Source organism: Aeromonas sp. FDAARGOS 1410 (assembly GCF_019048745.1).
Lineage (GTDB): Bacteria > Pseudomonadota > Gammaproteobacteria > Enterobacterales > Aeromonadaceae > Aeromonas > Aeromonas jandaei.
This window is the reverse complement of record NZ_CP077401.1, coordinates 2,333,852-2,345,586: the sequence shown is the minus strand read 5'-3', so window position 1 is coordinate 2,345,586 and position 11,735 is coordinate 2,333,852. Positions and strand designations below refer to the sequence as shown.

Here is an 11,735-nt window from a genome sequence, read left to right as displayed (position 1 = left end):
CTTAATAGCTCGATGGCAACAAATGACGGGTCATTAAACCACAATTTTTCGGGCGCAGTTACTAAAAACTGGTCGTACCCGGTGCCGAGTCCGGCAGCCACAACGGGCCAAGCGGTACCCGGGGCAGAGCCAGTTCAGCCGGGTAATCCACATCAACCAGATAGAGGCCACCCGCTTTGGCCGTTGGCCCGGCCAGATTGCGATCCCGGGCAGCCAGCACCTCGGCTACCCACTCCACCGGTTTGAGCCCCTGCCCCACCAGCAACAGCGAACCGGTGATGTTGCGCACCATATGGTGCAAAAAGGCATTGGCACGGATATCGAGCACGATATAGGGGCCCTGACGGCTGACACAAAGGTGCGTCACATTGCGCCACGGCGTCTTGGACTGGCAACCGACGGCCCGGAACGAGCTGAAATCCTGCTCACCCAGCAGGCATTGCCCGGCCTGATGCATCAGCTCTGCATCAATCGCTTCGTGATAATGGCTGACGCCGCTGCCGAGAATGGCTGGCCGGTAGTTGTGGTTGTAGATGACATAGCGGTAGCGACGGGCGGTAGCGCTGAAACGGGCGTGGAACTCCTCGTCCACCTCCTTGACCCAGCGCACGGCGATGTCGGGCGGCAGGTTGGAGTTGAGACCCAGAGTCCAGGCCCCTTCGGCACGCTTGGCATCGGTATCGAAGTGGATCACCTGACCGGTGGCATGGACACCGGCATCGGTGCGTCCTGCGCACTGGATGGAGACCGGATGATTGGCGATCCGGCTGAGGGCTTTCTCCAGCTCCTCCTGCACACTGATCACTTCTCGCTGACGCTGCCAGCCGAAATACCGGCTGCCGTCATATTCAATACCTAGGGCAATTCGCATGGATAAGGGTGTCTTTTGGTAAAGCAGTGAAAGAAACGGGGCGGATTATACGCATCTCGCGGCAAAAATCCCAAAATCCGCGCAAGCTCCGGCCACGGCAACAAGTAAAAAGGGCAGCCGCTGGCTGCCCTTGTCGTTCAAGTTCATCGGGATGATGGGATTATCCGAGTCGCTTGAGCAGTTTTTCCGCTTCGGCGCGCTGATGGTCACTCCCCTGCTCTGCCGCCTCTTGCAGCAGCTCGCGGGCGCTGTCCTTGTCATCGATTTCAAGGTAGGCACGTGCCAGATCCAGCTTGGCACCGACGCCGCCATCATCGGCATCCACATCAAATCCGGTAGACTCCGGCAGCACTTCGGGGAAACCGTCCAGCCCCACATCCAGCGAGAAGCCCTGATAGGGTTCCGGCTCCGATGTGGTGGCATCCGCTTCGGCCAGCAGCTTGTCGATCTCGACGTAACCGCTCTCCTGTGCCTGCTCGCGGGGTTGCAGATCTGCAGGGTGCGACTCAACCTCGGTAAAGGCATCTTCGAAATCGGAGAGCGCCATTTCGTTGGGATCCCACTCCAGATCTGCTTCAGCCTCTTTCCTGGCCTTGACGGGTTCTGGCTCCAGACCCAACTCGGCCAGCATCTCGTCGGCACTGGCATCCCCATCCAGACTCAGGTCGATGGCATGCTCATCCTCAATCTCGACAGCCGGCTCCTCAAAGGCACCTTCGAAATCGCTGAGGTCGAAACTGGCAAGATCATCGTCGGCGGGCTCGGCGTGAGCCGGCGCACTCAATTCTGGCTCGATGTCGGCAGAAAGATCAGCGTCCAGCTCGGCGAAGAGCGCAGCCTGCAGCTCCTCTTCGCTCATGATCTCGTTGGCGCCTTTGGGCTTGGGATTGAACTCGTTGGCCAGATCCATAGCTGGCTCACTGGCAAGCGCTATCGGCTCGTCATGGGCAAGATCAAGATCCGGCACCAGATCGGGGTCACGGCTGGTAGCAGCAGGCATCCGCTCGGGTTCGAAGCCCTGCAGATCCATCTCGCCTTCGTCGCTGAACACAAGTTCAACATCCGGCTTCGGCGCCGGCTCAACCGGCATGAAGCCATCCGGGGTGTTGAGGTCAGGCAGCGGACGCTCCGGCTCGTTGTCGGTGATATCGACGCTGAGCAGATCATCAAACTCGCTGTGATCCTGATCCATCATCATTGCGGTGGATTCAGAGAGACTCTTCTCCTGCTCTTCCAGCTCACGACGGGCCCGGGCGCGCAGCCAGAGGGTCACCAGCGCCAGCACCAGCAACACCGGCAGCAAAATGATCATCGCCAGATTGAGCGGTGAGGAGAGCAAGTCCATCAGCCAGTTCTGCTTGTGCTCGGGCTCTGCCACCACGGGCGGCACCGGCTTGGCCTTGAGCTCGGCAATCTCTTTCTCCAGCGCAGTCTGATCCTGCAATTGAGCCTTGAGGGTCTCCACCTCTTCGGTCAGGGATTGCAGACGCAGCTTGAGCCTGTGGTTCATCTCGGTCACCTGGGCGAGCTGGGCATTGGCATCTTCCAGCGCCAGGGTCATCTCGGTAGCAGGTTTGCCAACCGGTTTGTCCAGATCGGAAGGCAGCGGAGCAGGCGCGGTACCGCTTGCCGCACTCGGTGCCGGGGCAACGGCCTCTTTCGCCGGTGCCTCGTTGACCTTGGCTACTTCCTTGGCGTCAGCCACCTTGGTCTCGGCAGCCGGTTTCGGCTCGGTCACAGGTGCAGGAATAGGCGCCGCTTTAGCGGCTGGCAGCGGAGCTGGCGCCGCCTTTGCAGGCTCTGCCTTGGCCACTTCAGGCTTGGCTGGCGCGGCTTTTGCTGCGACCGGTTTAGCCGTATGAGCCTGTTTGTTGGCCAGATATTTGGGGCTCAGCCCTTTCCAGCTGGCGTTGTCGCTGCGGAACTTGGCGCGAGCCTCGGCATCGGTGATAACACTCGCCTCGGCGGCGGTGGGCAGCAGAATGCGCGAGCCCACCAGAATATGGTTGATATTGCCATCGGCAAAACTGCGGGGGTTTTTCTCGTAGATCGCGACCATGGTCTGATAGACGCTGACGCGGCTGGAGGGACGATACTTGCTTGCCAGACTCCAGAGGGTATCGGTAGGACGAATCGGGCCATAGCTGGCGGGATTGGCTGTTGCCACCTGACGGACGATGGGCTGGGCGGTTGCCCGAACCGGCTGCGCGACGGGCTGGGCCAGCGGCTGGCTGTTGACAGCGGGTGGTGCGGGCTCGTCAGGGCCTTTCAGTTCGACAAAAAACGGCTCCCGTGAGGAATCTGCAGCCTGAACGGTGCCCAGCAGACCCAATGCGAGTAGCGTTGCCAATGTTATGCGGGAATGTCCCATATTCGTTCCTTCGTATGACGGCCCTATCACATTGAAAAATCTGGATAGTTACCCCAAAACAGTCGGTTCAATATAAATCAGGCTCGCCTTGCAAGCCAGCAGTCCGACACATTTAGCACCCAACTTGCCTCTGAGTGTAGAAAAAAACTTAATCAGTTGATATCGCAAAAGAATCTTGCAACACCGCAGTGCGGTGCCGGTCACACACCACGCTATTTGCTCAGAGGGAGCGCCGCCGTCCTGCGGTGCTCCCTCTTGGCCATACGGCCTTACAGGTAGTCGCGAACCAGCAGTTCGGCAATCTGGACGCTGTTGGTGGCAGCGCCCTTACGAACGTTATCGGCCACGATCCACATATTTACACCATTGGGGTGAGAAATATCCTGACGAATGCGGCCAACCAGCACTTCATCCTTGCCGGTTGCATCACGCACCGGTGTCGGATAGTCCCCTTCCTCTTCAAACAGTGTCACGCCCGGTGCCGCGCGCAGCAGATCCTTTACCTGCTCGGCATCGAGCGGCTGGTGCAGCTCGACATGCACTGCTTCGGAGTGGCCGTAGAAGACCGGCACCCGCACGCAAGTCGGGTTCACGGCAATGCTGGCATCGCCCAGGATCTTCTGAGTCTCCCACACCATCTTCATCTCTTCCCGGGTGTAGCCGTTGTCGGTGAAGCTGTCGATCTGCGGGATCAGGTTGAACGCGATCTGCTGGGGGTAGAGAGTCGGCTCGACCGGGCGACCATTGAGCAGCTGGGCGGTCTGGCCTGCCAGTTCACTCACCCCCTCCTTGCCGGAGCCTGAGACGGACTGATAGGTGGCGACGTTGATACGGGCGATGCCCACCTCGTCGTGCAGCGGCTTCAGGGCCACCAGCATCTGGATAGTGGAGCAGTTGGGATTGGCGATGATGTTGCGATTGCGAAAATCGGCCAGCGCATCCGGGTTGACTTCCGGGATCACCAGCGGAATATCTTCGTCGTAACGGAAGCAGGAGGTGTTGTCGATGACTATACAGCCATGCTCGGCAGCAATCGGCGCCCACTTGGCAGAGACCTCGGCCCCGGCAGAGAACAGGGCAATCTGCACCTCGCTCCAGTCAAACTCCTCGACATCGAGGATCTCGAGATTCTTGCCATCAAAGCGCACGGTTTCACCGGCGCTGCGGCTGGAAGCCAGCGGATAGAGCGTAGCGACCGGAAACTCGCGCTCTTCCAGGATCTCGATCATGGCCTGGCCCACGGCGCCACTTGCGCCCAATACCGCGACATTAAACTGCTGGCTCATTCTGTTCTCCTCTAATAAAACGGCTATGGCGCCTGCAGGCGCCATGGTCGGCGGGGCTCCGATATGCGGGGCATCCTCGCCTGATATGGCCAATCCGAGGCAGAGCAAACCTGCCTCGGATTGGTAAAAACGGGGCCAATAAGTAGTGCGGACGTAACAGTCCACCCACCTTATGAGTGTGAAATATCAAATCCGGCAGCGCCGAGCATGTCACAGGCAAACTCACCCTGGATCTGCAGGGAGGATAGCTCGCGGCGCTCCGGATAATGTTTGCGCTGCTCATCGAAGCTACCCGGGATACCCAGCCGGGCGCGAAAACGGGCATCGTCGCGGCGCACATCGTAGATAAGGTGAACCAGCTGCTTGATCAATGCCTGATCCGGCGCCCGTCCGGGCACCACCGCCTGCACATCGGCAGCCGGCAGCAGTGTACGCAGATCCTGACGGGGCTCGCGCCCCAACTGGCGGCAGAGCGCCTCATAGAGCATCCAGGTACCACGCGCCTTCCCCTCCAGGCTGTAGCCGGCAATGTGAGGGGTGGCAATTTCGGTATGGGGCACCAGCTCTGCCAATGGCTCCGGCTCGTTCTCCCAGACATCCATCACCAGTCGCAATGGCTTGTCGCTCAACTGACGCGCCAACAGGGCCCGGTTATCCCACACCTCGCCACGGGATGCGTTGATAAGGATCTGCCCGGCGGGGCGCGCAGCAATATGCTCGGCATCCAGCAGATGGTAGGTCGCATCCGGCCCGTCACGGGTAATGGGCACATGGAAGCTGACGATATCGGCGCCAAGAGCAGTCTGATAGTCGACGAAATCCGCATCAGGGGCATTGCGCGCCTTGGGAGGATCACAACGCAGCACCCGCATGCCGAGCGCTTGGGCCTTGCCGGCCACGCACTCGCCGGTGTTGCCTGCCCCAATCACCGCCAGCGTCATGGTTGCGAGCTCAAGCTCGTAGCGCTCGGCAAGCACCAGCAGGGCGGAAAGCACATAGTCCCCCACCGAATATTTGTTGCAGCCGGGGGCGCTATAAAAGGGGATATTGCGGCTAGCCAGCAAAGTCTTGTCGACATGATCGGTGCCGATGGTCGCGGTACCGACAAAAGCCAGTTTGGGGCTGGTTGCCAGCAGGTCGGCATTCACCCTGGTCACTGAACGCACTAGCAGCACATCGGCGTCCTGCAGATCGTTGGCCTGCATCTGACGCCCGGGCAGGGCAACCACTTCACCAAACTCGGCAAACAGCTCCACGGCGTGGGGCATATTCTCATCTACGACTATTTTCATCGGGCTCTCTTTGCAGGCAACCGCCATGGACGCGCCATTCTAGCCCAAAGCCCGCCAATATTTCAGCCTGACATGCACTTGGTTACCGCAGACCAAGGGTAATTGATGAACGAACAGCCAAATGTGTAAGCAGAGGTAAACAGAAGGGCAGGTCTGCTTTGTCGTCAAACCATGCAGTGGCACAATGGCGCTCTTTTTCCAGACCCTTGCCGATAGAGATCATGCCGCCCCATAGCCCTTCCCTCTCCCGCAGTCAGGTGCTCGCGTTCACCACCCTCTTGATCCTGCCCCTGCTGCTGCTTGCCATCCTCCCCTGGCAACCCTTTCTGACCGGCTCGCTGCAATCGGGCTGGCTCTGGTGGCCTTATGCCCTCACCCGCATGGTCGATATTCCCGGAATTGGGATCAGCGCCGCGCTGCTGTTGCTGCTGACCAGGCAGAAACTGCAGCTCGATCGCTCATCCCTGCTTGCTCTGGCCGGCGCGCTGCTGGTGCTGCTCGCCGGAGACTGGCTCATCAAAAGCATCATCAAGCATCTGACCGAGGAGCCCAGACCTTATCTGCTCTGGCTGGAGAGCCAATCGCTGATCCCCGCCATAAAAATCTTCTACGCAGCTAGTACCGACGTGCGCAGCGAACAGGTACACGCAGCCAGCCAGCTGCTGGCGCTGCCCCAGTGGCTTGGCAATCACTGGCAAAAGGAGGTGAACTACGCCTTCCCCTCCGGCCACAGCATCGCCGCCATGAGCCTTGCCCAGTTCTTTGGCCTCATCTGGCTGGCTCGCGCACCGGCAGGGGTCTGGCTACTGCCGCTCTGGGCTCTCGGAATAGGGCTGTCACGCATGGTGATCGGCATGCACTGGCCAACCGATGTGCTGGCCAGCGCCATTCTCGGCAGCATCACGGCGCTGCTGGCCGCTCGCTGGTGGCTGCACAGATATTGAGCCATCGCTTGTCCCGCAAGGCTCCCTCTTGCGGGATGGGGACAAGCCTGCGCTTTTTTGCCATAATGCCGCCTCATTTTATGCTGACCGAGATCCCATGACCGACGCAGTTCATACCCTCAAGGGCCGTTTTCGTGGTTTTTACCCCGTCGTCATCGATGTTGAAACAGCCGGCTTCAACGCCAAAACCGATGCCCTGCTCGAAATCGCGGCTTATACCCTGAAAATGGATGAGCAAGGATGGCTCCTGCCCGATCAGATTTTCCATTTTCATGTGGAGCCTTTCGAAGGTGCCAATCTGGAGCGTGCCGCTCTGGAGTTCACCGGTATCGATCCCTTCAACCCGCTGCGCGGAGCTGTCTCTGAAAAAGAGGCGCTGACCGAGATCTTCAAGGGGATCCGCAAGGGGATGAAGGAGAGCGACTGCAGCCGCGCCATTATCGTGGCCCACAACGCCACCTTCGATCACGGCTTCGTGATGGCGGCAGCCGAGCGGGCTGGCCTCAAGCGCAATCCGTTCCATCCGTTCGCCACCTTCGATACCGCCGCCCTCTCCGGGCTGGCGCTCGGCCAGACCGTGCTGGCCAAGGCGTGCCAGAGCGCCCGCATTCCGTTTGACAACAAAGAGGCTCACTCTGCTCTCTATGATACCGAGCGGACCACCGACCTCTTCTGCCATATCGTCAACCGTTGGAAGAGCATGGGCGGCTGGCCGCCAGTCGGGCCGGATAGCGACTCAGCCTCCGGAGATGAGGATCTGGAATAAGTTGCAAAGGCTGCCGCAGGCAGCCTTTCTTTATGGTGCTTTGACTCTCTTTTCCTCTATTACCCCTTCCCCGCCTGCTTTCTCCCCCAGGCGATTCCCGCACGATTGCAAGATGGGGGTCATAATGCACGAAGGGCAAATACCATCCCCGATCAACTTTGTTGCAGATGACCTTGGTCAGAAGCCAGTTTTGACCGATTTTTTTCTCGACATTTGTCACATTTTTCGCAAACTAACTCCCCTTCACATGACAGACAGCAATAACAAACATAAGGAAATCAAATGAATCCAGTTGTTATCGCAGTCGGGCTGATGCTGGTACTCAGTCTGCTGCGGATCAATGTGGTGGTCTCACTTGCGCTGGGCGCCATTGCCGGCGGTCTGGTCGGCGGGCTCTCCCTGACCGATACCCTGACTACCTTCAGCGGCGGTCTGGGTGGCGGCGCCGAGATCGCGCTCTCCTACGCCATGCTCGGGGCCTTTGCGGTCGCCATCTCCCGCTCCGGGATCACCGACCTGCTGGCCAGCAAGGTGATCAGCCAGCTGGGCAAGGATGCCAGCAGCAGCCGTATTTTGTGGGTCAAGACCCTGCTGCTCTCATCCGTTCTGGCAGTATCCATCTCCTCGCAAAACATCATCCCGGTGCATATCGCCTTTATTCCGATCCTGATCCCACCTCTCCTCCACGTGATGGCGCAGATGCAGATCGACCGTCGTCAGGTGGCCTGTGTCATCACCTTCGGCCTGACAGCCACCTATATGGTGCTGCCGATCGGCTTTGGCGGCATCTTCCTGAACAATATTCTGGCCAAAAACCTCATCGATAACGGTGTGCCGATCACCTCCAGCCAGATCCCGCTGGCCATGGCCATCCCGGGCTGTGGCATGGTACTGGGCCTGTTGATTGCAGTGTTCTTCAGTTACCGCAAACCCCGCCAGTATGACCTGGCCAAGATCCTGGAAGCCGAGCCGGAAACCGTTGAGCTCAATCTCAACCATATCTGGGTTGCCCTGCTGGCTATCGGTGTCGCACTTGGTCTCCAGCTGACGACCAACAGCATAGTGCTGGGTGCGCTGGCCGGTTTCGTCATCTTCACCTGCGGTGGCGTCATCAAGTTTCGCGAGAGCCAGGATGCTTTCACCCAGGGGGTACGCATGATGTCGCTGATCGGCTTCATCATGATCTCCGCCGCCGGCTTTGCCGCCGTCATGAAGGCGACTCACGGCGTCGAAAGTCTGGTTCAGGTCGTTTCCAGCTCCATCGGTCAGCACAAAGGCATTGCCGCCTTCCTGATGCTGCTGGTGGGTCTGCTCATCACCATGGGGATCGGTTCCTCCTTCTCCACCGTGCCCATTATCGCCACCATCTATGTGCCGCTCTGCCTGCAGCTGGGTTTCTCTCCCATGGCAATCATCGCGCTGGTCGGTACCGCCGGTGCGCTGGGGGATGCAGGCTCGCCTGCTTCGGACTCAACCCTCGGCCCCACATCGGGCCTTAACGCTGATGGTCAGCACGACCATATCTGGGACAGCGTGGTGCCCACCTTCATCCACTACAATATCCCGCTGGTTATCTTCGGCTGGATTGCCGCCATGGTGCTCTGATCTGAAAATGGCACTGTCTAGATAGCAAAGGCGGCCTGTTGGCCGCCTTTTTGTTGCTGATGGCAAGCTGTTTGCTGCTCTACCCGAGCGCCACTTCCTGCATGATGGCGCGATTTACAAAGTAGCGGTGGCAGAACTGGAGAAAGTCCTGCAAGGTCAACGGCCTTGAGTAGAAGTACCCTTGGATCTCGTCTACCCCTATGCTCAGCACCGCCTTGAGTTCGTCGTTGTTTTCCACCCCTTCGGCCACGACGCGCACCCCCAGCTGATGAGAGAGCGAGGTGATAGCCTCAACAAAGAGTGCTTGCCGGGTATCGTTGTCGATGGCGGTGATAAAGGAGCGGTCAATCTTCAGCTTGTCGAAATAGAGCTCACGCAGATATGAGAATGAGGACCAGCCGGTTCCAAAATCATCGAGCGCCACCCGCACCCCGATGTGGCGCAATGAGGCGATGATCTGCTTGCTCAGCTCGATATCATCCAGCGCTATGGTCTCGGTCAGTTCCACGATCAACTGCTGTAACCCGAGCGGACCGACACTCATCCTCTCCTCTACATTGGCGGCCAGCCCCATATTGAACATGGAGCTGGAGAGGTTGACCGAGATCTCCAGCAACTCCACCAGATCTTGCGGGAAGATGGAAAGATCACGCTGCAAACGGTGGAAAATCCAGAGCCCCAGCGCCTCTCCCAGACCGTTTTCCTCTGCCAGCGCGATGATATCGAGCGGCGGAATAAAGCCATATTCCGGATGATTCCAGCGGATCAGCACCTCGGCCCCCAGCCGGACAGCACTCTGACCACGCACTATCGGCTGATAGTAGAGGCAGAGCTGCTGGCACTCGGGGCTCTGGATCAATTCACGCAACTCGGTCGAGAGGCGGCGGTTGCGCAGGTAGTGTTGATGCATGGCTCGGGAGAAGACCACTGAACGATGAAGCCGCTGGCGCTTGGCACTATCGAGGGCGATATCGGCAAACAGCAGCATCTCTTCCGGAGTATGTACCGGACGAGCGTATTGGCTCACCCCCATAAAGACCCTGACCCGGTGCGCCGGATCTGCCGCAAAGGCCAGATCGGCCAACTCGGTGCGCAACTGCTCCAGAAAGGGGAAACGCAGATAGGTCGGCATGGCGCCGGAGATAATGATGGCAAACTCGTCGCTGCCGGTGCGGGCCACAAAAATACCTGGTGCCGCCACGCTATGAATCCGTTCGGCTAGCTGTTTCAGCAGCCCATCCCCTATCTCATATCCCAGGCTGTCGTTCACTTCACGAAAGTGGCCCAGATCCACCAGGCAGACAGTGATACTGCTGCCGCCGCCACGATAGGCTGCCCGCAACTTCAGGTGCTTGATAAGCGCCGCCCGATTGGGGAGACGGGTCAGGGGATCGTTCCACGCAAGAAACTGCTGGTGACGCACTTCGCGAAACAGCATCACCAGCATCACCATAGTTGCCGACATCAGAAAGGCGAGAATGGCAAAATTCTGGGTACGCGACTCATTGAGCAGTTCGCGCTGAGCAATGGCAGAGGGGCCGGTAAAGTTCTTCACCATGACATCACGAATAGCCGCCAGATCGCGATCGAGTTCTATCGAGAAACGAGCTAACCGGGTCGAATCGCGCGTTCCGCTCACCACATCCTGTTCGTACTCTTCAAACAGCGACATCAGCTGCCCCGCGGCTTGGGCAGCACCAAAGCGAGACCTGACCGGCTTTGCCTCTTCACCATGCAGGAAAACATCAAGTCGGTTCCAGGCGATGTCAAACCGCTTGTTCATCTCCTCCTGACTCACCGAGCTGGCGCGATAAAGCTGGAGTGATTCGCCAAAACCGTGAACTTCCAACTCCAACTGTGCCAACGCCCAGGCTGACAACTGGGTATAGCGAGTCACTGCATTGAATGCGCGGTCATAGTTCCAGACCGACCAGATGGCGACCCCCAAAAAGGCAGTCACCATCAGGATCAGGCTGACAAACTTGCCGCGCAGCATGTTACTTGCTCTCTAGCCCAATCAGCTGCCACACCATGCGGCTGTGATAGAGCTCCTTGTTCAGGTCGGGGTAATCAGAGAGCGGGTAGATAATCCAGAGAGGTCCTTTGTTGCGCAGGGTCAGCGGCTTGCCATCCTGCTTCTCGGCAACCAGCACAGGATACTTGCCACCATCCTCGACAGGCACGGCAGCCCAGTAATCATTGACGGCTATCGCCTTCACTTCGCTGCTCTTTAGGCCGTATTTCTTCACCAGCTCCCGCAGCAGCACCCCGCGGTAAGTGTGACTGCCTTCGGTCCAGGGCGTTTTGGTGGTCACTTCGCTTTGCGGCAGTGCCTCAAACTCGGCCCGGGTCAGACTAATCTGCCCCTTGCCATTGCAACACCCATCACCCTTAATCGTCAGAAACGCATCGTCTGCCAGCACCACGCTTGATACGAGACACCCAGACAACAACAGCACTCTGCCAAACCATCCGGTCATGATGAACCTCCATGTCATTGTGTTCAGTTTATTAATCGTACTCTCTTCTGCCATATGCAAACGAAAGAGAGGGGATACCGACTAAAGTCGCAGCCACACAACACAAGCAGAGGCACACCT

At 58.7% G+C, this 11,735-nt stretch carries 9 protein-coding genes; 3 read left to right on the top strand and 6 right to left on the bottom strand.

The genetic code is table 11. From position 1 onward, the window contains the following. Positions 1-61 precede the first annotated feature (61 nt). The 4 genes from truA to I6L40_RS10990 all read right to left on the bottom strand — a co-directional run bounded on the left by truA (position 62) and on the right by I6L40_RS10990 (position 5,820). Positions 62-871, bottom strand: coding sequence for a tRNA pseudouridine(38-40) synthase TruA (gene truA / locus I6L40_RS11005; protein WP_033115966.1), 810 nt, complete (start codon positions 869-871; stop codon positions 62-64). 160 nt (positions 872-1,031) lie between these two features. Then, the gene (locus tag I6L40_RS11000; RefSeq protein ID WP_216994250.1) at positions 1,032-3,242 is read right to left on the bottom strand and encodes a FimV/HubP family polar landmark protein; all 2,211 of its coding nucleotides are present in this window, start codon (positions 3,240-3,242) and stop codon (positions 1,032-1,034) included. Positions 3,243-3,511: 269 nt separating this feature from the next. Next, entirely contained in the window at positions 3,512-4,528 is a 1,017-nt protein-coding gene (locus I6L40_RS10995) for an aspartate-semialdehyde dehydrogenase (protein WP_071911425.1), read from the bottom strand. 170 nt (positions 4,529-4,698) lie between these two features. Continuing rightward, entirely contained in the window at positions 4,699-5,820 is a 1,122-nt protein-coding gene (locus tag I6L40_RS10990; RefSeq protein WP_071911426.1) for a 4-phosphoerythronate dehydrogenase, read from the bottom strand. 221 nt (positions 5,821-6,041) lie between these two features. Between I6L40_RS10990 and I6L40_RS10985 the strand changes: the two genes are divergently transcribed. From I6L40_RS10985 to I6L40_RS10975, 3 genes are all read left to right on the top strand, one after another. After that, positions 6,042-6,764 carry a phosphatase PAP2 family protein gene (locus tag I6L40_RS10985; protein WP_071911428.1) on the top strand — a complete coding sequence of 241 codons (723 nt, stop codon included), beginning with the start codon at positions 6,042-6,044 and terminating at the stop codon, positions 6,762-6,764. A 97-nt stretch (positions 6,765-6,861) separates the two neighbouring features. Next, entirely contained in the window at positions 6,862-7,530 is a 669-nt protein-coding gene (rnt, locus tag I6L40_RS10980; protein WP_041209394.1) for a ribonuclease T, read from the top strand. Positions 7,531-7,812: 282 nt separating this feature from the next. Beyond that, positions 7,813-9,135, top strand: coding sequence for a Na+/H+ antiporter family protein (locus I6L40_RS10975; RefSeq protein ID WP_071911429.1), 1,323 nt, complete (start codon positions 7,813-7,815; stop codon positions 9,133-9,135). Positions 9,136-9,214: 79 nt separating this feature from the next. Here the strand turns inward: I6L40_RS10975 and I6L40_RS10970 are convergent, their stop codons facing one another. Both I6L40_RS10970 and I6L40_RS10965 read right to left on the bottom strand, forming a co-directional pair. After that, positions 9,215-11,131 (bottom strand): bifunctional diguanylate cyclase/phosphodiesterase, encoded by a 1,917-nt coding sequence (locus I6L40_RS10970; RefSeq protein WP_071911431.1) that lies wholly within the window; start codon positions 11,129-11,131, stop codon positions 9,215-9,217. Position 11,132: 1 nt separating this feature from the next. After that, positions 11,133-11,615: a molybdopterin-dependent oxidoreductase gene (locus tag I6L40_RS10965; protein WP_071911433.1), complete on the bottom strand. Its 483-nt coding sequence runs from the start codon at positions 11,613-11,615 to the stop codon at positions 11,133-11,135. Positions 11,616-11,735 lie beyond the last annotated feature (120 nt).